Raw genomic sequence first — 21,743 nt, 5'->3', positions numbered from 1 at the left:
CCGGAAGGATCTGCTCCACTTCGGAAGGCGGGCGACCGTGCTGGACCGACTTGTCGACAAGATGCTCGGCCTCCCCCGTGCCGAAGGCCCGAAGCCGGTCGTGACGCGCGACCTCGCCGTGCCGATGCCCGACGGCGTCACGCTGCTGGCCGACCGGTACGCCCCGCCCGGGGCGACGTCGGCGCCGGTGGTGCTGATCCGCACGCCGTACGGGCGCAAGGGCATCCTGTCGAAGCTCTTCGGCGACACGTTCGCCCGGCACGGGCTGCAGACGGTCATCCAGAGCACCCGCGGCTCGTTCGGCTCCGGCGGCGAGTTCCGGCCCTTCCACCTCGAACGCGAAGACGGCGTCGCGACCGCCGAGTGGCTGCGCGCGCAGCCGTGGTGCGACGGGACCATCGGCACGGCCGGCGCCAGCTACCTCGGGCACACCCAGTGGGCGCTCGGCCCTTACCTCGACCCGCCGCCGGCCGCGATGTGCCTCGGGGTGACGGCGTCGGAGTTCATCTCGACCTTCTACCCGGGCGGCGTGCTCGCGGCGGACAACATGGTGTCGTGGTCGGCGATGATCGGCCGCCAGGAAGAACGCTTCGCCGCGCTGCCGAACCCGCTGCAGAAGCGCAAGACGCGGAAGGCGATGTCGTTCCTGCCGCTGAGCCGCGCCGACGTCGCCGCGATCGGGAAGCCGGTGCAGTTCCTCCAGGACATCACCGAGCACTTCGTCCCGGACGACGACTACTGGGCGATGTCCGACCACAGCGCCGAGGTCGCGAAGCTGGACGTCCCGGTGTCGATGGTCACCGGCTGGTACGACCTGTTCATCGGCTCGCAGCTGCGCGACTTCCGGACGCTGGCCGAGGCGGGCAAGGCGCCGCGGCTCACGATCGGGCCGTGGGCGCACGGCGAGCCCGGCAGCATGGGCCCGATGATCCGGGACCAGCTCGGCTTCCTGCGCGCGCACCTGCTCGGCGACCGGACGTTCCTGCAGCGCGCCCCGGTCCGGCTGTTCCTGCAGGGCGCGGGCACCTGGCTGGACTTCGAGTCGTGGCCGCCGCCGTCGACGGCGACCGCGTCCCACCTGCGCCCGATCGGCGGGCTCGGCGAAGCGGCCGGCGACGAGGCGCTGCCGACGACGTTCACCTACGACCCGGCCGACCCGACACCGGCGGTCGGCGGGCCGCTGCTGACCGGCGACTGGAAGCAGAAGGACAACCAGGAGGTCGAGGCGCGCCCGGACGTCCTGGTGTTCACCGGCGAGCCGCTGGCCTCGGACCTCGACGTCATCGGCGAGGTGGCGGCGACCGTGCACGTGCGCACCGAGCTCGGCCACGCCGACGTCTACGTCCGGCTGTGCGACGTCGACGCGGGCGGGGTATCCCGCAACGTGACCGACGGGATCCTCCGGCTCCGCCCCGGTTTCCCGGCGGCCGACGCGGACGGGGTCGTGACGGCGGAGGTGACCCTCGACCCGACGGCCTACCGCTTCCGCCGCGGCCACCGGCTGCGCGTGCAGGTGGCGGGCGGGGCGTTCCCGCGGTTCGCGCGCAACCACGGGACCGGCGAGCCGGTGACGTCGGCGGTGACCGGGAAGCCGAACCGGTTCGAGGTGTTCCACGACGCGGCCCGGCCGTCGAAGATCACGCTGCCGGTGTTCAGCAGCTGACGATGCGCTGGTGGCTGGTCACCCGGCCGTCGTCGTGCAGGACGTGCAGGAGCAGGGACGGCGGCCGCTCGTAGTCCAGCGGCCCGCCTTCGTCCCAGCCGCGGCCCGCGCCCGGCTCGACCGGCAGCAGCGACTGCGAAACCACGCCCGGCGCGATGCGCAGCGGCACGCCGGCGAACGTCGTCGACGCGCCTGTGTGGACGTGGCCGGCCAGCAGCGCCACCACGCGCGGGTGGCGGTTCAGGACCGAAGCCAGCCGGTCCTCGCCCGACTGCCGGATCGCGTCGACCAGCGGGACGCCCACCTCGACCGGCGGGTGGTGGAACGCCACGAACGCCGGGCCGTCACCGCCGGACAGCGTTTCGTCGAGCCAAGCCAAGCTGGAGTCGGCCAGGAACCCCGCGCCGCGGCCCGGGATCGTCGAGTCGCACAGCGCGAACAGGACGCCGCCGACCTCCTGCGCGACGTCGATCGGGTCGCCGGACGCCGGCAGGCCCAGCAGCCCGGTGCGGAACTCCGCCCGGACGTCGTGGTTGCCCGGGCACACCAGCACCGGTGCCGGGTGCTTCAGCAGCTCGGCGGCGCGCGCGTACTCCGACGGCGCGCCGTGGTCGGCGATGTCGCCGGTGACGACGACGGCGTCGACCGCGAGGTCCGCCAGGTACCCCATCACGGCGGCGACGCGGCTCTCGGCCCGCGGGTCGTCGTCCAGGTGCAGGTCGCTCAGGTGCGCGATGATCATCTTTCGTCCTTCCCCAGGTACGCCAGTGCTTTCACCCAGTTGCGCACGAGCACCGCGGACGCGGCCGCCAGGTCGCCGTCGCGCAGGGCCGCGGCGATCCGGCGGTGCTCGCCGATGCTCTCCCCGGCACGGGCCGCCCCGCCGAAGTAGCACGATTCGTACCGCTTGAGCAGCGGTTTCGTCTGCCCGATCAGCCGCAGCAGGTGCGCGTTCGGGCAGCGGGACAGCAGCAGCGCGTGCCACCGTTCGTCCACTTCGGACAGATCGGCGCCGCGCTCCAGCGCCCCGGCCATCTCGTCGGCGACGGCGTCGAGCGCGTCCGGCAGCCCGGCCAGCTCCAGCGGCGACGTCCAGCGCAGGGCGAGCGCTTCGAGCTCGGCGACCAGCGGGTAGAGGCGGCGGGCTTCGTCGAGGTCGAACGGCGGCACCAGGAACCCGCGGCCGGGCGCGGAGACGAGCAGGCCGCGGTCGGCGAGCCCGATCAGCGCCTCCCGCAGCGGCGTCCGGCTGACGCCCAGCTCGCGGGCCAGGTGCACCTCGTTGACGCGCGCGCCGGCGGCGAACCGGCCGTCCAGCACGCGGGCGGTGATCTCCTCGATGAGGTCGCTGCGCAGCGGGGTCCGGGCCATGACGGGCAGTATTGCATACAGAAGGCCGCTACTGTATTCAGTTCACATGACCTTCGACGTCGACCGCGCCCGCCGTGAAACGCCCGGCTGCGCCGAAGTGGTCCACTTCAACAATGCCGGTTCCGCGCTCCCACCGGCCGTCGTGACCGACACGGTCGTCGACTACCTGCGCCACGAAGCGCTGGTCGGCGGGTACGAGGCGGCCGCCGAAGCGGCGGACCGCCTCGACGCGGTGTACGCGTCGGCGGCCCGGCTCGTCGGCGGCGAACCCGACGACATCGCGATCACCGACAACGCGACGCGCTCGTGGCAGGCGGTGTTCTACGCGCTGCCGTTCGGGACCGGCGACCGGATCCTCACCTCCCGCGCGGAGTACGCCAGCAACGCCATCGCGTTCCTGCAGGTCGCCAAGCGCACCGGCGCGGTCGTGGAGGTGATCGGCGACGACGAGTCGGGCCAGCTGGACGTCGAGGAGCTGCGGCGGCGCGTCGACGGCGACGTCAAGCTGATCGCCATCAGCCACGTGCCCACCCAGGGTGGCCTGGTCAACCCGGCCGAGGCGGTCGGCGCGGTCGCCGAAGCCGCCGGGATCCCGTTCCTGCTCGACGCGTGCCAGTCGGCCGGCCAGGTCGACCTCGACGTCCGGCGCTTGAAGTGCGACGCGCTTTCGGTGACCGGCCGCAAGTACCTGCGCGGCCCGCGCGGCACCGGGTTCCTGTACGTCCACCCGCGGCTGCGCGACCGGCTGGAGCCCGCGATGCTCGACCTGCACTCGGCGGTCTGGACGGCGCCCACCGAGTACGTCGTCGACCCGACCGCCAAGCGCTTCGAGGTGTGGGAGCGCGACTTCGCGGCGGTGTTCGGCCTCGGTGCGGCGATCGACTACGCGCTCGAGTGGGGCCTCCCCGCCATCGAGACGCGCGTCGCCGCCTTGGCCGCCACTCTGCGCACTCGCCTCACCGAAGCCGGGGCGCACGTGCACGACGCCGGCGCCCGCAAGTGCGGCATCGTCACCTTCAGCGTCGACGGCACCCCGGCCGCCGAGATCAAGGCGCGGCTCGCGGAGGCGAACATCAACACCTCGATCTCGTCGCGCACGTCGGCCCAGTTCGACTTCACCGCGCGCGACCTGCCGGACCTGGTCCGGGCGTCGGTGCACTACTACAACACCGAAGACGAGATCGACCTGCTGGTCGAGCAGGTAAACAAGCTCTAAAAGGCGTTCACACCCGTGAGTTCCGCCGACACCGTCCACAGCCGCTCGGCCTGCGCCGGGTCGATCGCGTAGTCCTTGACGCCCGCACGGCCACCGTCGGCGGGCGCGGGCTCCGCCACGTCGCAGTCCTCCAGGTAGACGCCGCCGAGGCCGTCGAGCTGCGGGGACGTCGCGGCCCAGACCTGGGTCGCCGCACCCTCCTCGGGGGTCTTCGCACCGACCCCGGTAACCTGCCCGGCCTCGTCGACCATGCCCGAGTCGATCAGCTCCTGGCGGTCCAGGTGGCGCACCAGCTCGGTCAGGATCCGGCCCGGGTGCAGGGCGAAGGCGCGGACACCACGGTCCTGCGCGAGCTTGTCGAGCTGGACCGCGAACAGGACGTTCGCCGTCTTCGCCTGGCCGTAGGCGAGCCACTTGTCGTAGCCCTGCCGGAATTCGAGGTCGTCGAAGCGGACCGGGCCGAAGTGGTGGCCGCGCGAGGACACCGACACGACGCGCGCGCCCGGGTTGAACGCCGGCCACAGCCGGTTCACCAGGGCAAAGTGGCCGAGGTGGTTGGTCGCGAACTGCGCCTCCCAGCCCGGCCCGACGCGGGTCTCCGGCGCCGCCATGATGCCGGCGCTGCCGATGAAGATGTCGATGCCGCGGCCGGAGGCGAGGAACCGCTCGGAGAAGGCGCGGACGCTGTCGAGGTCGCCGAGGTCCAGTTCGTCGAGCTCGACGTTTTCCCAGCCTCGCAACGCTTCTTCCGCCGTCGCGCGGCGGCGGGCCGGGACGACGACGTGCGCGCCCGCGTGGGTCAGCGCCCGCGTCGTCTCCAGGCCGATGCCCGAGTAGCCGCCGGTGACGATCGCGAGCTTGCCGGTCAGGTCGATGCCGGCCAGAACCTCGGCCGCCGTGCTGGTGGCGCCGAAGCCCGAGCCGATCTTGTGCTGTGCGGTGGTCATGCTTCCGACAGTAAGAGCTGGAGTGAACTCCAGCGCAAGTTCAATCCTTGAGCAGCTGCCGCGCGATGACGAGCTTCTGGATTTCGCTGGTGCCTTCGTAGATCCGGAACAGCCGCGCGTCGCGGTAGATCCGCTCGACCGTGACGCCGCGGACGTAGCCCATGCCGCCGTGCACCTGGACCGCGCGGTCGGCGACGCGGCCGAGCATCTCGGTGCAGAACAGCTTCGCCGACGACGGCCCGAGCTTGCGGTCCTCGCCCGAGTCGTACTTCGCGGCGGCTTCGTGCACCATCGCGCGCCCGGCCGCGAGCTCGGCGTGCGACTCGGCCAGCAGCGCCTGCACGAGCTGGTACTCGCCGATCACCCGGCCGCCCTGCCGTGCCGTCCGCGCGTACTCGACGGCTTCGGCGAGCGCGCGCTCCGCCATGCCGACGCACAGGGCCGCGATGTGGAGCCGGCCGCGGGCGAGCGAGGCCATCGCGATGCCGAAGCCCTTGCCCTCCTCGCCGACCAGCGCGTCGGCGGGCAGCTCGACGTCGTCGAAGACCACCTCCGACGTCCACGCGCCGGCCTGGCCCATCTTGGCGTCGTGCGGGCCGACGGTGACGCCGTCCGCGCCGGCGGGGACCAGGAACGCCGAGATGCCGCGGCTGCCGGTGCTGTCGAGGTCCGTGCGCGCGAACGCGACGAAGACCTCGGCCAGGGGCGCGTTGGTGATGAACCGCTTGGTGCCGGACAGCCGGTAGCGGTCGCCGTCGCGGACCGCGCGGCTGGTCAGCCCGCCCGGGTCCGAACCGGCCTCGGCCTCGGTGAGCGCGAACGACGCGATCGCCTGGCCCGCGGCCAGCCGGGGCAGCCAGCGGGTGCGCTGCTCCGGCGTCCCGTAGTGCACGATCGCCTGGCCGGCGATGCCGTTGTTGGTGCCGAACAGCGACCGGAACGCGGGTGTCGTGTGGCCGAGCTCGATGGCGAGCCGGACGTCCTCGGCCATGCCCAGGCCGAGCCCGCCGTACTCCTCCGGCAGCGCCCAGCCGAACAGGCCCAGCTCGGCGGCCTTCTCCCGGATCTCGGCCGGGATCTCGTCGCGCTCGTCGATCTCCGCCTCGCGCGGCACGACCTCCTTGCGCACGAAGTCCCGCACCGCACCGAGCACCTGCCCGAAAAGCTCCGCGTCCATGCGTCGCACCGTACCCGGTAGCGTGCGGTGCGTGAGCACCTTCTTCGACGTCGCCGAACAGCACCCGGACCGCCTCGCGGTGCTGGCGCCGGACGGCACGGCCGCGACGTTCGGCGAGCTGGCCGCGCGGGCGAACCGGCTGACCCACGCGCTGCGCCGGCTGGGTCTCGGGAAAGGCGACGGCGTCGTCGCGATCGTCCACAACGGACTCCCCTACTTCGAGCTGCTGTTCGCCACGCTGCAGGCCGGGATGTACTTCACCCCGGTCAACTACCGGTCCTCCCCCGCCGAAATCGCTTATGTGGTCGAGAACAGCGGCGCCCGGGTCGTCGTCGCCGACGCGGACATCGCGCGCCGCTGCGACCTCGACGTGCCCCGGTTCTCGGTCGGCCCGGTCGAAGGCTGGGGCGACTACGCGTCGTGGGGCGAGGACGAGCCAACCTCCGCGCCCGAGCCGCGGACCGCCGGTCAGACGATGCTCTACACGTCCGGCACCACCGGGCGGCCCAAGGGCGTGCGGCGCGCGTTGAGCGGGAATCCGCCGTCGCTGCACCCGATCCACCGCGACCTGATGGCGCTGTTCGGAGTCGAGCCGGGGCCGGGCGTGCACCTCGTGGCGTGCCCGCTCTACCACGCCGCGCCCGGTTCGTTCGCCGTCAACGCGATGCACCTCGGGCACAGCGCGGTGCTGATGGACCGCTTCGACGCCGAGGAGACCCTGCGGCTGATCGAACGCCACCACGTGACCGGCACCCACCTGGTGCCGACCATGTTCCACCGGATGCTGCGGCTGCCCGCGGACGTCCGCGCGCGGTACGACACGTCGAGCCTGGTGAGCGTGATCCACGGCGCGGCGCCCTGCCCGCGCGAGGTCAAGGAACGGACGATCGGCTGGCTCGGCCCCGTGGTGCACGAGTACTACGGCGCGTCGGAAGGCCTGATCTGCGGCGTCACGGCTTCCGAGTGGCTGGCCGCGCCGGGCACCGTGGGCCGGCCACTGACCGGCGTGCGGCTGAAGATCCTCGACGACGACGGTGCCGAGGTGCCCGACGGCGAGCCGGGCACGATCTGGTTCAGCTCCGCGCACACCGCGATCGACTACCTCGGCGATCCGGAGAAGACCGCGGCCTCGCGCTCCGGGGAGTTCATCACGGTCGGCGACTTCGGGTACCGCGACACCGAAGGCCGCGTGTTCCTGCTCGACCGGCGGACCGACCTGATCCTCTCCGGCGGCGTCAACATCTACCCCGCCGAGATCGAGGCGCGGCTGCTGAGCCACCCGGACGTCGCCGACGCGGCGGTGATCGGCGAGCCGGACGAAGAGTGGGGGCAGCGGGTCGTCGCCGTCGTCGAGCCGGTGCCCGGCGTCGTGCCCGGCGAATCCCTGGCCGCGCGGCTGGCCGAGCACTGCCGCGGCGAGCTGGCGGGCTTCAAGACGCCGAAGCGGTTCGACTTCACCGATCGCCTGCCACGCACCGAATCGGGCAAGATGATGCGGCGCACCCTGCGCCGGACCTGAGGGGGAACTGCCCGATGCGCAAGACCGTCACGCTCTTCGCCGCGACCGCGCTGGCCGTCACGCTGGCGTCCGGGACCGCGTCCGCGACGCCCGGCAGCGGCGTCGCCGGCACGATCCTGGCCCAGAAGACCATCGGCCACACCGACTACACGCTGCGGGAGATCACCATCCAGCCCGGCGGCTACACCGGCTGGCACTTCCACGACGGCACGCTGTACGCGTACGTGAAGGCCGGGACGCTGACGCACAACCTCGCCGACTGCAGCATCGACGGCATCTTCGGCACCGGCCGCGCGTTCACCGAGAAGCCCGACCAGGTGCACATCGGCCGCAACCTCGGGTCGACGCCGCTGGTGCTGGAGGTGCTGTACGTGCTCCCGGCGGGCAGCCCGCTGTCGGAGGACGCGCCCGACCCCGGCTGCGGCTTCTAGCTCGAGAACCAGCCGGCGGCGTCGAGCCGGTAGGCCGCGGGGCCGACGACCGCGCGCAGGTCGGTCTCGAGCGCCGTCATGCGCTCGGCGCCGACCGTGCGGGCCCAGTCTTTCCGCAGGTCGTCGAAGATCTCCGCGGACTTCGTGAGCGCGTCGACGCCGTGCGCGGTGAGCCGCACGATCTTGCGCCGCGCGTCGTCGGGATCGTCGGCGCGCTCGGCGTACCCGAGCCGCTCGAGCCGCTCGACCGTCTTGCCGGCCGCCTGCTTGGACACGCCGAGGCGGCGGCCGATCTCCGACGCCGTCGCGCCCCGGACGCCGATGGCCTGCATCGCGAAGCCGTACGACGGGCGGACGTCCGGGTGCCCGCGGCGCGCGAGCTCGGTGTGGAGGCGGTCGATGAGCGTGCGGAAGCCGCCGAAAAGCAGGAAGGGCAGCTCGTAGCCGGGCGCGTCGGTCATCGCCTCTTGCCTTTTTCGACAACCAGGTTTACTGTTTCGACAACCACGTTGTCGATACTACGTCTGGAGACGTCTTGTTCCCCGATCACACCCCGGAGTCTGCACCCCCGGCCGCCCGCCCGGCGATGGCGGCCACCGCGAAGACGTTCGGCCGCATCCCGTCCGCCGTCGCACGCCTGGCGACGTCCCCCGAACTGCTGAACGGCTTCCTGAAGCTCAACGCGATCTTCGAGTCCACGACGTTGCCGGCGCTGGACCGCGAAGTGCTCGTCATGACCGTTGCGGCGCGGAACGGGTGTCACCTGTGCGTGGCGATGCACACGGCTTCCCTGGTGCGACTGTCCGCCGCGCCGGAGCTGGTGGCAGCGCTGCGTGCGCAGTCGTCGTTGCCTTCGCCTCGCCTGGAAGCGCTGCGGCGGTTCGTGCTGACGGTCATGGACACGACGGGCGACGTCCCGGCTGCCGAGCTGGCAGTGTTCACGGACGCCGGTTACACAGCCCAGAACGCCCTGGAAGTGGTGCTGGGCATCGGGACGTACACGCTGTCGACGTTCGCGAACCGCCTGACCGGCGCACCACTGGACGAGGCTTTCGCCGACCACGCCTGGCACGCTACCGCGGTCTGACGGTCGTCCCGGTCGCGTCGCCTTCGACGAGGGCGCGATAGGCCTCGGCGACCACGGCCACCGGAGTCCCGCCCTGCTCTCCCATCGCTTCGAGGGTTTCGGTGATCCACCCGGGGCTCACGACGTTGATCCGCAGCCCGCGCGGCAGCTCGGCGGCGGCCGACCGGACGAAGCCCTCGAGGCCGGCGTTGACGAGCGCGCCGAGGCCGCTGCCGGGAACCGGCTCGTCGAAGGTCCCGCCGGTGAGGGTGATCGAGCCGCCGTCACCCAGGTGCGCGGCCGCGCGCCGGGCGAGGGCCACCTGGCCGAGCAGCTTGCCGCGCAGGTCGTCGAGGACCTGCTCGTCGGTCAGCTCGGCCAGGGGCCGAAGCGGCACATTGGCGGCGCAGCACACGAGCGCGTCGGCGGGTTCGCCGAACAGCGCGTCGAGGGACGCGGGGTCCCGGAGGTCGGCGCTCACCGGGGAAGCCCGCGAGACGGCGATGACGTCGTGGCGGGGTTCGAGGGCGGCGGCGACGGCCCGCCCGACGAGCCCGGTGGCGCCCAGCACGATGATCTTCACGTGCCGAGGCTAGCCGACTCGGCAACTCAATTTTTCCTTGTGCGGCAACGGGAAGCCCGTTTTTGTCGGTGCCCGCCGGTAAAATTCGGGGTGTTCGGTCGGGGTGGTCCGAAGTCCTGGGAGGACGTTGTGCACAAGTGGGGGAAGTACTTCGCCGCGGCGGTTCTGGCGGGGGCGGCACTCGCCGCGGCACCGGCGACGGCGGTGGCCGCCGAAGGGTGTCAATGGAGTTCGTCGGCGCTGCCGGTGCCCGGCGGCTACTGGCTGGAGGACGTCGGCGGCGGCGACGGGGCGGGCACGGTGGCCGGCACCCTGCGGCCGGGCTCGCCCGATCAGCCGCGCGTGGGCGTCCTCTGGCGCGCCGACGAGCTGCACGTGGCCGGCGCCGCGTTCGGGCAGGACACCGAGCTGGACGACGTGAACGCGGCCGGCGTCGCGGTCGGGTCGTACTCCGCCCCGCACGTTTTCGGGGTGCCGGACCTGCACCACGCCGTCCGGTACGCCGGCGGTACCTTCGAGCGGCTGCCCGACCCGCCGGGCTACACGAACACCGTGGCGCTGGCCGTCAACGCCCGCGGCGACATCCTCGGCGCGGTCGGCGAGAGTGCGAGCACCGGCGTGTACGCCTCGGTCGTGTGGCCGGCCGACGCGCCCGGGACCGTGGACGTGCTGCCGGTGCCCTCGCCGGGCTGGCAGGTCCAGGCCGGGATCGCCGACGACGGCACGGTCGCCGCGGCGGCCTTCGACTGGTCGGCCGGCGGCGACCTGGCGGGGTACGTGCTGCCGGAGCGCGGAGCCGCGGTCCGCATGGCGTCGCCGGTGCCGACGGGCGACGTCGTGCCCACCGCGATCACGACGCAGCGGATCGCCGGGTACGCCGGCGAATCCGGGGCGTTCCTCTGGCACCTCGACGGCTCGGTCGACCGGGCGCTGCCCGGCCTGCAGAACGTGGCGGCGATGAACTCCGCGGGAGCGATCGCCGGGTACGCGAACGGCGGGGCGACCCTGTTCCTGCCCGCGGACGGGAGCCCGGCGCAGACCGTCGCACCGAGCGGTGAGGACACCCGGGTGCGCGAAGTGACCGAAAGCGGTGACCTCTTCGGTACGGCCACCACACCGGAGCACGTCGTGGTGCCGACGCACTGGCACTGCGGGTGAATCCGCGGCGCTCCCGTCGTTTCCGCGGCGGGAGCGCCGTCACCTGATCGAGTCACGCGGCGCGCAGGCACCCGGCCGCGCTTCGATACTGAGGAGGTGAACGGGGACGCGGAGCTGGCGCGGGTCGCCGCGCTGCGCGCGCTCGACCTGCTCGACACCCCCAGCGAAGAACGCTTCGACCGCATCACGCGGCTCGCCCAGCACACCTTCGGCGTGCCCATCGCGCTGGTTTCGCTGGTCGAGCTGGATCGGCAGTGGTTCAAGTCCTGCGTCGGGCTCGACGAGCGGGAAAGCCCGCGCAGCGCATCGTTCTGCGCGCGTGCCATCGAGCGCGACGACCTGATGGAGATCCCCGACGCGCGGCTCGACCCGCGGTTCGCGGACAACCCGATGGTCACCGGGCCGCCGGGCATCCGGTTCTACGCCGGGCAACCGGTGAGCACGCCGTCGGGGCAGAAGGTCGGGACGCTCTGCGTGATCGACCGCGAGCCGCGGCAGCTGGGCGCGGCCGGGCGCGACCGGCTGCGCGACCTGGCGCACTGGGTGGAGCTGGAGGTCGCGGTCGTCCAGGCGCGCCGCGACGCCCGCCGTGCCCGCGAGGTGCGCGAGGAGTTCGTGTCCCTGGTCAGCCACGAGCTGCGGACGCCGCTGACGTCGATCCACGGCTCGCTGGAGCTGGTCGGGTCCGGGCGGTTCGGGGAGCTGGACGAGCGGGCGGCGAGGCTGGTTGCGATCGCGGCCAAGAACACCGACCGGCTGATCCGGCTGTCCAACGACGTGCTCGACCTGACCCGCCTCCAGGGCGGCAGGCTACACCTTCGACTGTCCGATGTGGACATTGCGGCGGTGCTGGAGAGCGCGGTGGACAGCGTCGAGGGCGCGGCCGAGCGGATGGGCGTCCGGATCGAGCGAGCCGGCGAGGCGGGCCCGGTCCGCGGCGACGCCGACCGGCTGGTCCAGGTGTTCACCAACCTCCTGGCCAACGCGGCGGCGGTGGCCCCGGAGGGAACGGCGATCACGGTCGGCGCCCGAGACGACCAGGCCTGGGCCGAGGTCTCGGTCCGCGACCGCGGCCCCGGCGTACCGGCGGCGGACCTGGACCGCATCTTCGAGCCGTTCGTCCAGGCGGACGCACCGACGGGAGGAGCTGGCTTGGGGCTGGCGATCACGCGAGGAATCGTCCACGCCCACGGAGGAACGGTCCGGGCAAGCCGCGCGGAGGGTGGCGGAAGTGCGTTCACGGTCCGGCTGCCGACCGCGGGCCCGGACGTCGAACGAGCCTGGTGGTAAGGGCTCACTCGTCCCAGCGCAGCAAACCCGCCAGCCGGGTCCCGATTCCCAGTGGGTCGAACGGCTTCCCCAGCACCGCAACCGCCCCCAGTTCCAGCAGCCCCGTCGTGTCCGCCGCCGCCGTCAAAAACACCACCGGCAACGCCGAATGCGCCGCCCGCAGCTCCCGCAACGTCCGCCGCCCGTCGTAGCCCGGCATCTCCACGTCCAGCACCACCGCGTCCACCCCGCCGCTTCCGCAGCGGGCCACCGCCTCCGCGCCGCCCCCCACCGTCTCGATCCGCCACGTCGAAAACCCCGAAAGCGCCAGGCTCAGGATCTCGCGGACGTCCGGGTCGTCGTCGACCACCAGGACCGTGCGCGTCACCGGATGCCCCGGTCGACGCGGTAGCCGACTCCGCGGACCGTCGCGATGAACCCCGGCGCGCCCGCCGCGGCCAGCTTGCGGCGCAGGTTCGACAGGTGCACGTCCACGGCGTGGTCGTCGGCCAGCCAGCTCTCGCCCCACGCCCGGCGGCGCAGCGCGTCGCGGCCGCGGACCGCGCGGACGTTCTCGGTCAGCGCGTCCAGCAGCTCGAACTCGATCCGGGTCAGCTCGACGGGCTCCCCCGCCACCGTGACTTCCCGGGCTTCGACGTCGATGCGCACCGGGCCGATCACGCGGCCCTCGGAAGGAACATCCAGGGACCGCGGCCGCCGCAGCATCGCCTGGATCCGCGCGACCAGCTCGCGCGGCGAGAACGGCTTCGTCAGGTAGTCGTCGGCGCCGCTGGCCAGCCCGACCAGCTTGTCGACCTCGTCGGCCTTCGCCGTGAGCATGACGACGTACGCCTGCGAGAACCCGCGCAGCCGGCGGCACACCTCGAGGCCGTCCGGGCCGGGGATGTTGAGGTCGAGCACGACGACGTCCGGGTCCCACGCCCGCAGCTCGGCGAGCGCGCGCTCGCCGTCGGCCGCGGTGCGCACGTCGAAGCACGCGTCGTCCAGCGCCAGCTCGACGACCTCGCGGATGCTGTCGGTGTCCTCGACCACCAGAACCTTCGCCATGATCGCGATTGTGACCGGACGGCGGCGGGTCGGCAGCCTCACCGCCGGTCCCACAACGCCCTCTTCGCGGCGATCAGCAGGCACAGCCCGGCGAAGACGATCACGCCGGCGCGCACCCAGCCGTACTGCCCGAGCAGCGCGACGCGCCCGATCCACGGGACGTGCCCGACCGCGACGGGCACGGTCGCCGACGTGATGCGCAGGCGCTGCGGGTCCGCGGCCGCGTTGTTGTCGCCCTTCGTGCGCACCAGCGGCTCGGCCCCCGAGCGGTCGACCTCGACGACGCGGTGGGCGTAGCGCTCCCCTGCCGCGTCCGGCCGCGGCAGCACGACGACGTCGCCGATGTCCACCGAACGGGCGTCCACCTGACGGGTGATGAGCAGCTCCCCGGGGGCGAACCCGGGCTCCATGCTCGGCGACAGCACGGGCGCGAAGCCGATCCGGAGCACGAAGACGGCGACCGCGCCCGCGACGGCGAGCACCGCGACGAGGCCGAGCAGCACGCCGGGCAAGCGACGCGGTGGACGGCTCACGCGGTGCCGGCCGGGCGCGGTGGTGACCATGGTGGCTCCTACGAAGACGAAGTGGTGGCGGCGCGGACCTGCGCGCGGGAGACGGAGACGCTGACGGTCGCGCTCGCGAGGCCGAGCAGGCCGCTCGGGGTGAGCCGCAGGCCCAGCTGGTCGCCGGCCGCGAGCGCGCGGGTGACCGCGGTCGAGCCGGACGTCGAGTCGGTGAGCGTGACGACCGTGCCCGAGCAGGTGCTCCCGGACCAGGTGCCGCCGACGCAGGCGTCCAGGCGGACCGTCGCCAGGCTGGCGGTGACCGTGTAGGTCTCCCCGGTCAGCGCGGCGGTGCCGTTGTTGCGCACCGACGCGTAGCGCGGCGTCGTGTCGAGCAGGCCCCACGAGACGGTGAGCGGCTTGCCGGTCTGGACCGCGCCCGTGCTGTCGGCGAGCACCGCCGACCAGCTCAGGGTGGTCGCGCGGGCCGTCGCCGGGGCGGTGGCCAAGCCGGCCGCGTCCGCCGTGGCGGGCACGGCGGCCAGTGCGGCGGCCGCCGTCAGCCCGGCGGCCCAGGACCGGCGCGTCACCTCAGGAGTTCGTGGTGACGGCCGAGCGCTGGGTCTCGGCGAAGGTGTAGGTCAGGTTGGCGGTCAGGCCCTGGATCGTCGCCGCGGGCAGCGCGCCGTTGACCGTGGTCTCGGTCTGGTCCGGCAGCTGCACCGAAACCTGCAGGTGTGCGACCGACCCCGCGGCCACCGCGCCGGAGATCAGCGACTGGGCACTGCTCAGGCCGCTCAGCGGGGTCGCCGCGAGCAGCGTCGACGCCGTGCCGCCGCTGCACGTGCCGCTGGTGGCGGTCCAGGTGCCCGGGCACTGCTTCACGGTGACGCGCAGCGCCTTGGTGGACGCGCCGTCGGTGACCAGCGCGGCCGAGCCGGTGGCGCCGACCTGCAGGGTCAGCGCCTGGGCGTCGAGGCTGCCGCCGCTGGTCAGGTCGACGTAGCGGTTGACGACGTCGCCCGGCGCGAGGTTCGCGATCGCTTGGTCGAACCCGGCGCCGTTGGCCGCCAGGGTGAGCTTGAGCGTGCCGCTGCTGACCGTCTCCGGCGTGGCGTTGGACGCGGTCGCCGAGAGCGTCGCCCAGACGCCGGCGCCCATGGCGGCCAGCACGGAACCACCGATGACGGCGAGGGCGACGGGCCGCCAGGCGGAGCGGCGGCGAGCGGGGAGCGAGTGGTTGGCCATGAGGGTCCTTGTCCGGGAGGCACCACCCGGTGTGGCGCGCTGGAACCAGGTTCGGGCCCGGACCTCCGCCGTCCCTCCGCCGTTCCTCAAGATCGCCTCAAGAAAGATTCCCGGCTCGTGTCCGGTCGCGGCGCGCGGCTCCGACCCCTGGGTGTTCAACCACCGAGAAGGAGTCGACATGGACAAGCCGGCCGGACGGCGGGAGTGGCTGGGGCTGACGGTGCTCGTGCTGCCCACCCTGCTCGTCGCGATGGACATGACCTCGCTGTTCCTCGCGCTGCCGCAACTGAGCGCCGACCTCGGGGCGAGCGCCACCGAGCAGCTGTGGATCACCGACAGCTACGGCTTCGTCGTCGCGGGTTTCGTGATCACGATGGGCACCCTGGGCGACCGGATCGGGCGGCGCCGGCTGCTGTTCCTCGGCGGCGGCGCCTTCGCGGTCACGTCGGTGGTCGCGGCGTTCTCGACGAGCCCGGCGATGCTCATCGCGGCCCGCGGCGCGCTCGGCATCGCGGGGGCGACGCTGATGCCGTCGACGCTCGCCCTGATCACGAACATGTTCCGCGACGAGAGGCAGCGCGGGAAGGCGATCTCGATCTGGGCGACGTGCCAGTTCGCGGGCGGCGCGGCCGGCCCGGTGCTCGCCGGGTTCCTGCTGCAGCACTTCGCGTGGGGCTCGGTCTTCCTGGTCGCGGTGCCGGCCATGGGCGTCCTGCTCGTCGCGGGCCCGCTCCTGCTGCCGGAGTTCCGCGCGCCGGCGTCCGGGCGGCTCGACTTCGCCGGGGTCGGGCTGTCACTGGCCGCGGTGCTGCTGATCGTGTTCGGGCTCAAGCAGCTGACCACCGGCGAGCTGGCGGTGCCGGTGGGGGCACTCGTCGCGGGGACCGCGCTGGGGATCGTCTTCGTCCGCCGTCAGCTGACGACGTCGTCGCCGCTGCTGGACCTGCGGCTGTTCCGGAACCGGCCGTTCACGGCGGTGCTGGTCGCGCTGGTGGTGGCCGGGGTCGCGATGGCCGGCGTGGGGCTGCTGGTGACGCAGTACCTGCAGAGCGTCCTGGGGTATTCGCCGCTGGCGTCGGCGCTGCTGTTCGCCCCGATGGGGTTGGGCGTGGCGGCGGGCACGATGACGGCGCCGTCCCTGACCCGCCGGATGACCCCGGCCACGGCGATCACGGGCGGCTTGGTGCTGTCGGCAGCGGGAGGCGTCTTCCTGGCCTTCACCGACGGGTTGCCGCTGACGATGGTCGGGATCGCGGTGCTGACGCTGGGCACGGGCCCGCTGTTCGCGCTGGGGATCGGCCTGGTGCTGGGATCGGTCCCGCCGGAGCGAGCGGGTTCGGCGGCCTCGATGGCGGACACGGGCAACTACCTGGGCGGCTCACTGGGCCTGGCCTTGATCGGCCTGACGGCGACGGCGGTGTACCACGCGGCGTTCCCGGCGGGGACGACGCTCGCGGTGGACGTGACACGGGTGGAGGTGGCGGAACAGGCTCGGCAGGCGTTCACGACAGCGGTGAACGTGACGGGGGTGATCGCGGCGGCGCTGTTCGCGGGGCTGGCGCTGCTGGTGAGCTCCATGAGCCGCACTACGGCCGAGGAGCCGGCGATGGCCGGGTGACCGCGTTCCGGGGCTACAATTCCGGGCTCCGAGGCGAGGGAGGCGGGCGGTGCGCGCCGAAACCGTGGTGGCGATCTGCGCCCTGGTCATCGCCGTCGCCTCGCTCGCGGTGACCGTCCAGCAAGCTCGGGCGACGCGGCTGCACTACCGGCACTCGGTGCGGCCGCTGCTCCGGCTCCGCCTCGAACTCCACCCGGGCACGACGGCCGGGCTGCGGCTGGTGAACGCCGGCCTCGGCCCGGCGGTGCTCACGAGCACCGACTTCACCGTCGACGGCAGGCGCCTCGGCGCGTTCGACGAGACGAACGTGAACGAAGTCAGGGACACCCTCGCGGTCCGGCCCTCCGCCACGACCCTCGGCACTCAGGGGTCCTGGCCAAGGACTACGACCGGTACCTGCTCAGCGTCGGTTCCTACGCCCCGGACGGGCACCACGAGTTCGCCGACCTGCTGCGCACCCGCCTCGAACTCCGGATCCACTACGAATCCCTGTACGGCGGCGAGCGGTTCACCGCGAGGTGGCCACCGGCCCGGGACACGGCGTAGCGCGTTTCGGTGGGCGCAGCAGGGTTCGAACCTGCGACCGCTCGGGTGTAAACCGAGTGCTCTTCCGCTGAGCTATGCGCCCTCGGACGGCGGCCCCCGCGAGAAGGGAGCCGCCGTCCGGACAACTCATGCCAGTTCGGCCACGGCCTTCTTCCAGCCCTGCTGGTCGCGGGCCTCGCCCGGCGCGTTGACCTCGGCGAACCGGACCACGCCGGACGTGTCGATCAGGAACGTGCCGCGCACGGCCAGGCCGGCCTGCTCGTTGAACACACCGTAAGCGCGAGCCACCTCGCCGTGCGGCCAGAAGTCGGACAGCAGCGGGAACTGGTAGCCCTCCTTCTCGGCCCATGCCTTCAGCGAAAACGGCGTGTCGACCGAGACGCCCAGGACCTGGACGCCCTTGTTGTCGTAGTCGGCGAACTCGTCCCGGAGCTGGCACAGCTCGCCCGTGCAGATGCCGCTGAACGCGAACGGGTAGAAGACCACCAGCACCGGCTTGTCGCCCCGGAAGGACGACAGCTGGACCGGCTGCTTGTTGTAGTCGTTGAGCGTGAAGTCAGGGGCCTCAGAACCGACCTCGACGGTCATACCGCGTTTCCTCTCCCGTACGGACACGTGCCTGCGACGACAACCCTATCGTGTCTGCCGGGCGGGACCTGTTCAGCGCTGCTTCGACTTCGACTTCGGGGAGACCAGGCGCGTCCCGATCCAGTTCGCGCCCACACTCATGTTGGCGGTCTGGGCCAGGCCCACGGCAGGCACCGCTTCGGCGATCTCACTCGGCTCGACGTGCCCGGGCTGTCCCGTCTTCGGGGTCAGGACCCAGATGACGCCCGTCTCCTCCAGGGGGCCCCTGGCGTCGATGAGCGCGTCGCCCAGGTCACCGTCGTCTTCGCGCCACCACAGCAGCACCACGTCGATGACCTCGTCGGCGTCCTCGTCGAGGATGTCCCCGCCGATCTGCTCCTCGATCGCCGCGCGGACGTCGTCGTCGACGTCCTCGTCCCAGCCGATCTCCTGGACCACCATCTCGGGCTTGATGCCGAGCCTCTCGGCGACGCTTGACTGATCAGCGTCTCCCGCGGCGACCACTGCTTTCACTCCTCCAACTACGACGGAGCGTGGCGACCGACCCCCTCTGCGAGGGTACGGCTGCGCCACACTCGGCGACCCGGTTGCCGATAGCGAACACTGGTAGGGCTCCGCGCGCAACCGTCCACACCGGATCTTTGACAACTCGTGTCGCAGGATACGGCCCGCCACCGTGCTCCCGCGAGGTCGTTTCGGGTAGCTCCCGAGACCGGTCTGCCACCCCGCCGGGGGCCGTCCCCTAGGGTGGGGAGGAAGAAAACGCGCGCGCGATACACCGCGCGCGGGGAGTGGCTCGACCGGGTCGGCTGATGTTACCGCTGAGTAGCGGTGCGGAAGCCGGGACGGAAGACGACGATGGAGAGTCGTACACCCCCGAGTACGAGCACCACCGGCTGCAACTTTTCGCAAGGAGACCCCTTGGCCCCGCAGAACGACGGCGCCTCCGGCAAGGAGACCCCGGCACGCGTACGCGTAATCCGTGACGGATTGGCTGCGCACCTGCCCGACATCGACCCGGAGGAGACCGCCGAGTGGCTGGACTCGTTCGACGAGGCGCTGGCCAGGGGAGGTCAGCAGCGGGCCCGGTACCTGATGCTGCGCATCCTGGAGCGCGCCCGCGAACGCAACGTGGGCGTCCCGGCGCTGACCTCGACGGACTACGTCAACACGATCCCCACCGAGAACGAACCGTGGTTCCCCGGTGACGAGGAGATCGAGCGCCGCTACCGCGCCTACATCCGCTGGAACGCGGCGATCATGGTGCACCGGGCGCAGCGCCCGGGCGTCGGCGTCGGCGGCCACATCTCGACCTACGCGTCCTCGGCCGCGCTCTACGAGGTCGGGTTCAACCACTTCTTCCGCGGCAAGGACCACTCGGGCGGCGGCGACCAGATCTACATCCAGGGCCACGCCTCCCCCGGCGTCTACGCCCGCGCGTTCCTCGAGGGCCGGCTGACCGAGCAGCAGCTCGACGGCTTCCGCCAGGAGTACTCGCACGCCGGCGAGGGCGGCGGCCTGCCGTCGTACCCGCACCCGCGGCTGATGCCGGAGTTCTGGGAGAACCCGACGGTGTCGATGGGCCTCGGCCCGATGAACGCGATCTACCAGGCGCGGTTCAACCGCTACCTGCGCGACCGCGGCATCAAGGACACGAACGACCAGCACGTCTGGGCGTTCCTCGGCGACGGCGAGATGGACGAGGCGGAGTCGCGCGGCCTGATCCACATCGCGGCCGGCGAAGGCCTCGACAACCTGACCTTCGTGATCAACTGCAACCTGCAGCGGCTCGACGGCCCGGTGCGCGGCAACGGCAAGATCATCCAGGAGCTGGAGTCGTACTTCCGCGGCGCCGGCTGGAACGTCATCAAGGTCATCTGGGGCCGCGAGTGGGACTCGCTGCTGCACGCCGACCGCGACGGCGCCCTGGTCAACCTGATGAACGTCACGCCGGACGGCGACTACCAGACGTACAAGGCCAACGACGGCGCGTTCGTCCGCGAGCACTTCTTCGGCCGCGACCCGCGGACGAAGGACCTGGTCAAAGACCTCTCCGACGCCGACATCTGGAACCTCAAGCGCGGCGGCCACGACTACCGCAAGGTGTACGCGGCGTACAAGTCGGCGCTGGAGCACCACGGCCAGCCGACGGTGATCCTGGCCCACACGATCAAGGGCTACGGCCTGGGCCCGGCGTTCGAGGGCCGCAACGCCACGCACCAGATGAAGAAGCTCACCCTCGACGACCTGAAGCTGTTCCGCGACTCGCAGCGGATCCCGATCAGCGACGAGGAGCTCGAGCGCGACCCGAAGCTGCCGCCGTACTACCACCCGGGCGCGAACTCGCCCGAGATCGAGTACCTGATCGGGCGGCGCAAGGCGCTCGGCGGCTTCCTGCCGGAACGCCGCCCGAAGGCCGCGAAGGCGCTCGTGCTGCCCGGCGACAAGGTCTACGAAGGCGTCCGGAAGGGCTCCGGCAAGCAGGAGGTCGCCACGACGATGGCGTTCGTCCGGCTGGTCCGCGAGCTGGCGAAGGACTCCGAGATCGGCAAGCGCGTCGTCCCGATCATCCCGGACGAGGCCCGCACGTTCGGCCTCGACTCGATGTTCCCGACGGCCAAGATCTACAACCCGCACGGCCAGACGTACACGTCGGTCGACGCGAGCCTGATGCTGGCCTACAAGGAGTCCGAGAAGGGCCAGCTGCTGCACGAGGGCATCAACGAGGCGGGCTCGACCGCGTCGTTCACCGCCGTCGGCACGTCGTACGCGACGCACGGCGAGCCGATGATCCCGATCTACATCTTCTACTCGATGTTCGGGTTCCAGCGCACCGGTGACGGCCTGTACGCCGCCGCCGACCAGATGGCCCGCGGGTTCGTCATCGGCGCCACCGCCGGCCGCACCACGCTGACCGGCGAGGGCCTGCAGCACGCCGACGGGCACTCGCTGCTGCTGGCGGCGACCAACCCGGCCGCGGTGGCCTACGACCCGGCGTGGTCGTTCGAGATCGCGCACATCGTCAAGGACGGCCTCCGCCGGATGTACGGCGAGACCGGCCCGGACGGCAACGGCGAGAACGTCTTCTACTACATGACGATCTACAACGAGCCGTACCAGCAGCCCGCCGAGCCGGAGAACCTCGACGTCGACGGCCTGCTGAAGGGTCTGTACAAGTACGCCGAGGCCCCCGAAGGCGACGGCCCGGAGGTGCAGATCCTCGTCTCGGGCGTCACGATGCCGGACGCGCTCAAGGCGCAGAAGCTGCTGGCCGAGGAGTGGGGCGTGCGGGCCGCGGTGTGGTCGGCGACGTCGTGGACCGAGCTGCGGCGCGAGGCCGTCGAGATCGACCACGACAACCTGCTCTACCCGGGCAGCGAGCCGCGCGTGCCGTACGTGACCGAGAAACTGCAGGGCTCGAACGGCCCGGTCGTGGCGGTGTCGGACTGGATGCGCGCGGTGCCGGACCTGATCCGCCCGTACGTCCCGACCGACATGCTGACGCTGGGCACCGACGGGTTCGGGTTCTCCGACACCCGGCCGGCCGCGCGGCGGAAGTTCCTGATCGACGCCGAGTCGATCACCGTCGGGGCGCTGTCGATCCTGGCCAAGCGCGGCGAGGTCGACCAGGCGAAGGTCCTCGAAGCGGCCACGAAGTACCGGCTCGACGACATCGCGGCCGCCGGGCCGCAGACGTCGGATTCCGGCAGCGCGTGATCTGGTGCTAGAAAGGGACCCGGCAGACATCGGATGTCTGCCGGGTCCCGCTTAC

The 21,743-nt window shown here is 72.1% G+C and carries 22 protein-coding genes and 1 tRNA gene; 9 read left to right on the top strand and 14 right to left on the bottom strand.

Translation table 11 applies throughout. The features are described from left to right. The first annotated feature begins 37 nt into the window (after positions 1 to 37). A complete protein-coding gene (locus tag QSK39_RS50380) occupies positions 38 to 1,663 on the top strand; it encodes a CocE/NonD family hydrolase (RefSeq protein WP_285484955.1) in 1,626 nt (541 codons plus the stop codon). Here the strand turns inward: QSK39_RS50380 and QSK39_RS50375 are convergent. Together QSK39_RS50375 and QSK39_RS50370 are read right to left on the bottom strand one after the other, a co-directional pair. After that, a complete protein-coding gene (locus QSK39_RS50375) occupies positions 1,653 to 2,405 on the bottom strand; it encodes a metallophosphoesterase (RefSeq protein ID WP_285484954.1) in 753 nt (250 codons plus the stop codon). The genes QSK39_RS50380 and QSK39_RS50375 overlap by 11 nt on opposite strands. After that, the gene (locus tag QSK39_RS50370; protein WP_285484953.1) at positions 2,402 to 3,034 is read right to left on the bottom strand and encodes a GntR family transcriptional regulator; all 633 of its coding nucleotides are present in this window, start codon (positions 3,032 to 3,034) and stop codon (positions 2,402 to 2,404) included. Before QSK39_RS50370 ends, QSK39_RS50375 begins: the two co-directional genes overlap by 4 nt. Positions 3,035 to 3,080: 46 nt before the next feature. Here QSK39_RS50370 and QSK39_RS50365 point away from each other — a divergent pair, with 46 nt between their 5' ends. Continuing rightward, positions 3,081 to 4,250 carry an aminotransferase class V-fold PLP-dependent enzyme gene (locus QSK39_RS50365; protein WP_285484952.1) on the top strand — a complete coding sequence of 390 codons (1,170 nt, stop codon included), beginning with the start codon at positions 3,081 to 3,083 and terminating at the stop codon, positions 4,248 to 4,250. Here QSK39_RS50365 and QSK39_RS50360 read toward each other — a convergent pair. Next, complete coding sequence (locus tag QSK39_RS50360; RefSeq protein WP_285484951.1) at positions 4,247 to 5,197, bottom strand: SDR family NAD(P)-dependent oxidoreductase; 951 nt, start codon at positions 5,195 to 5,197, stop codon at positions 4,247 to 4,249. The genes QSK39_RS50365 and QSK39_RS50360 overlap by 4 nt on opposite strands. Before the next feature lie 40 nt (positions 5,198 to 5,237). Further along, a complete protein-coding gene (locus QSK39_RS50355; RefSeq protein WP_285484950.1) occupies positions 5,238 to 6,374 on the bottom strand; it encodes an acyl-CoA dehydrogenase family protein in 1,137 nt (378 codons plus the stop codon). A 31-nt stretch (positions 6,375 to 6,405) separates the two neighbouring features. On the opposite strand from QSK39_RS50355, the gene QSK39_RS50350 reads away from it, so the two are divergent. Together QSK39_RS50350 and QSK39_RS50345 are read left to right on the top strand one after the other, a co-directional pair. Next, the gene (locus tag QSK39_RS50350) at positions 6,406 to 7,893 is read left to right on the top strand and encodes an AMP-binding protein (RefSeq protein ID WP_285484949.1); all 1,488 of its coding nucleotides are present in this window, start codon (positions 6,406 to 6,408) and stop codon (positions 7,891 to 7,893) included. A gap of 14 nt (positions 7,894 to 7,907) precedes the next feature. After that, entirely contained in the window at positions 7,908 to 8,324 is a 417-nt protein-coding gene (locus QSK39_RS50345) for a cupin domain-containing protein (RefSeq protein WP_285484948.1), read from the top strand. Here the strand turns inward: QSK39_RS50345 and QSK39_RS50340 are convergent. Beyond that, positions 8,321 to 8,785 (bottom strand): MarR family winged helix-turn-helix transcriptional regulator, encoded by a 465-nt coding sequence (locus QSK39_RS50340; protein WP_285484947.1) that lies wholly within the window; start codon positions 8,783 to 8,785, stop codon positions 8,321 to 8,323. The genes QSK39_RS50345 and QSK39_RS50340 overlap by 4 nt on opposite strands. A 125-nt stretch (positions 8,786 to 8,910) precedes the next feature. Between QSK39_RS50340 and QSK39_RS50335 the strand changes: the two genes are divergently transcribed. Continuing rightward, entirely contained in the window at positions 8,911 to 9,411 is a 501-nt protein-coding gene (locus tag QSK39_RS50335; RefSeq protein WP_285484983.1) for a carboxymuconolactone decarboxylase family protein, read from the top strand. Here QSK39_RS50335 and QSK39_RS50330 read toward each other — a convergent pair. Continuing rightward, positions 9,398 to 9,973: a short chain dehydrogenase gene (locus QSK39_RS50330; RefSeq protein ID WP_285484946.1), complete on the bottom strand. Its 576-nt coding sequence runs from the start codon at positions 9,971 to 9,973 to the stop codon at positions 9,398 to 9,400. The genes QSK39_RS50335 and QSK39_RS50330 overlap by 14 nt on opposite strands. Positions 9,974 to 10,102: 129 nt before the next feature. On the opposite strand from QSK39_RS50330, the gene QSK39_RS50325 reads away from it, so the two are divergent. Further along, positions 10,103 to 11,131, top strand: a complete 1,029-nt coding sequence (locus QSK39_RS50325) for a hypothetical protein (protein WP_285484945.1) — start codon at positions 10,103 to 10,105, stop codon at positions 11,129 to 11,131. 96 nt (positions 11,132 to 11,227) lie between these two features. Beyond that, entirely contained in the window at positions 11,228 to 12,421 is a 1,194-nt protein-coding gene (locus QSK39_RS50320; protein WP_285484944.1) for a GAF domain-containing sensor histidine kinase, read from the top strand. Between the two features lie 4 nt (positions 12,422 to 12,425). Here the strand turns inward: QSK39_RS50320 and QSK39_RS50315 are convergent, their stop codons facing one another. From QSK39_RS50315 to QSK39_RS50295, 5 genes are read right to left on the bottom strand one after another with little or no spacing between them, the layout of a single operon-like run. After that, complete coding sequence (locus QSK39_RS50315; RefSeq protein ID WP_285484943.1) at positions 12,426 to 12,788, bottom strand: response regulator; 363 nt, start codon at positions 12,786 to 12,788, stop codon at positions 12,426 to 12,428. After that, a complete protein-coding gene (locus QSK39_RS50310; protein WP_285484942.1) occupies positions 12,785 to 13,468 on the bottom strand; it encodes a response regulator transcription factor in 684 nt (227 codons plus the stop codon). The genes QSK39_RS50315 and QSK39_RS50310 overlap by 4 nt, the downstream gene beginning before the upstream one ends. A gap of 38 nt (positions 13,469 to 13,506) precedes the next feature. After that, positions 13,507 to 14,031, bottom strand: coding sequence for a signal peptidase I (locus QSK39_RS50305; protein ID WP_285484941.1), 525 nt, complete (start codon positions 14,029 to 14,031; stop codon positions 13,507 to 13,509). An 8-nt stretch (positions 14,032 to 14,039) separates the two neighbouring features. Beyond that, the gene (locus QSK39_RS50300; RefSeq protein WP_285484940.1) at positions 14,040 to 14,561 is read right to left on the bottom strand and encodes a hypothetical protein; all 522 of its coding nucleotides are present in this window, start codon (positions 14,559 to 14,561) and stop codon (positions 14,040 to 14,042) included. A 1-nt stretch (position 14,562) separates the two neighbouring features. Next, positions 14,563 to 15,219 carry a TasA family protein gene (locus QSK39_RS50295; RefSeq protein WP_285484939.1) on the bottom strand — a complete coding sequence of 219 codons (657 nt, stop codon included), beginning with the start codon at positions 15,217 to 15,219 and terminating at the stop codon, positions 14,563 to 14,565. 178 nt (positions 15,220 to 15,397) lie between these two features. On the opposite strand from QSK39_RS50295, the gene QSK39_RS50290 reads away from it, so the two are divergent. After that, positions 15,398 to 16,837, top strand: coding sequence for an MFS transporter (locus tag QSK39_RS50290; RefSeq protein ID WP_285484938.1), 1,440 nt, complete (start codon positions 15,398 to 15,400; stop codon positions 16,835 to 16,837). Between the two features lie 556 nt (positions 16,838 to 17,393). Here the strand turns inward: QSK39_RS50290 and QSK39_RS50285 are convergent. The 3 genes from QSK39_RS50285 to QSK39_RS50275 form a co-directional block, all read right to left on the bottom strand. After that, positions 17,394 to 17,465, bottom strand: a tRNA-Val gene (locus QSK39_RS50285). Positions 17,466 to 17,509: 44 nt separating this feature from the next. Further along, on the bottom strand, positions 17,510 to 17,971 hold the full coding sequence (locus QSK39_RS50280) for a peroxiredoxin (RefSeq protein WP_285484937.1): 462 nt from the start codon (positions 17,969 to 17,971) through the stop codon (positions 17,510 to 17,512). Between the two features lie 72 nt (positions 17,972 to 18,043). After that, the gene (locus tag QSK39_RS50275; protein ID WP_125306217.1) at positions 18,044 to 18,475 is read right to left on the bottom strand and encodes a DUF3052 domain-containing protein; all 432 of its coding nucleotides are present in this window, start codon (positions 18,473 to 18,475) and stop codon (positions 18,044 to 18,046) included. A 417-nt stretch (positions 18,476 to 18,892) separates the two neighbouring features. Between QSK39_RS50275 and aceE the strand changes: the two genes are divergently transcribed. Further along, complete coding sequence (aceE, locus tag QSK39_RS50270) at positions 18,893 to 21,688, top strand: pyruvate dehydrogenase (acetyl-transferring), homodimeric type (RefSeq protein ID WP_285484936.1); 2,796 nt, start codon at positions 18,893 to 18,895, stop codon at positions 21,686 to 21,688. The last annotated feature ends 55 nt before the right edge of the window (positions 21,689 to 21,743 follow it).

The sequence above is a fragment of the Amycolatopsis sp. NBRC 101858 genome, assembly GCF_030269325.1.
GTDB lineage: Bacteria > Actinomycetota > Actinomycetes > Mycobacteriales > Pseudonocardiaceae > Amycolatopsis > Amycolatopsis ponsaeliensis.
This window is presented reverse-complemented; position numbering and strand designations above follow the sequence as displayed.

Excerpts from the sequence above, each read along its gene's own strand:
- QSK39_RS50295 (WP_285484939.1), bottom strand. The coding sequence starts at position 15,219 with ATGGCCAACCACTCGCTCCCCGCTCGCCGCCGCTCCGCCTGGCGGCCC.
- QSK39_RS50375 (WP_285484954.1), bottom strand. The coding sequence starts at position 2,405 with ATGATCATCGCGCACCTGAGCGACCTGCACCTGGACGACGACCCGCGG.
- QSK39_RS50335 (WP_285484983.1), top strand. The coding sequence starts at position 8,911 with ATGGCGGCCACCGCGAAGACGTTCGGCCGCATCCCGTCCGCCGTCGCA.
- QSK39_RS50360 (WP_285484951.1), bottom strand. The coding sequence starts at position 5,197 with ATGACCACCGCACAGCACAAGATCGGCTCGGGCTTCGGCGCCACCAGC.
- QSK39_RS50365 (WP_285484952.1), top strand. The coding sequence starts at position 3,081 with ATGACCTTCGACGTCGACCGCGCCCGCCGTGAAACGCCCGGCTGCGCC.
- QSK39_RS50310 (WP_285484942.1), bottom strand. The coding sequence starts at position 13,468 with ATGGCGAAGGTTCTGGTGGTCGAGGACACCGACAGCATCCGCGAGGTC.
- QSK39_RS50290 (WP_285484938.1), top strand. The coding sequence starts at position 15,398 with ATGGACAAGCCGGCCGGACGGCGGGAGTGGCTGGGGCTGACGGTGCTC.
- QSK39_RS50340 (WP_285484947.1), bottom strand. The coding sequence starts at position 8,785 with ATGACCGACGCGCCCGGCTACGAGCTGCCCTTCCTGCTTTTCGGCGGC.
- QSK39_RS50355 (WP_285484950.1), bottom strand. The coding sequence starts at position 6,374 with ATGGACGCGGAGCTTTTCGGGCAGGTGCTCGGTGCGGTGCGGGACTTC.
- QSK39_RS50305 (WP_285484941.1), bottom strand. The coding sequence starts at position 14,031 with ATGGTCACCACCGCGCCCGGCCGGCACCGCGTGAGCCGTCCACCGCGT.
- QSK39_RS50370 (WP_285484953.1), bottom strand. The coding sequence starts at position 3,034 with ATGGCCCGGACCCCGCTGCGCAGCGACCTCATCGAGGAGATCACCGCC.
- QSK39_RS50280 (WP_285484937.1), bottom strand. The coding sequence starts at position 17,971 with ATGACCGTCGAGGTCGGTTCTGAGGCCCCTGACTTCACGCTCAACGAC.
- QSK39_RS50345 (WP_285484948.1), top strand. The coding sequence starts at position 7,908 with ATGCGCAAGACCGTCACGCTCTTCGCCGCGACCGCGCTGGCCGTCACG.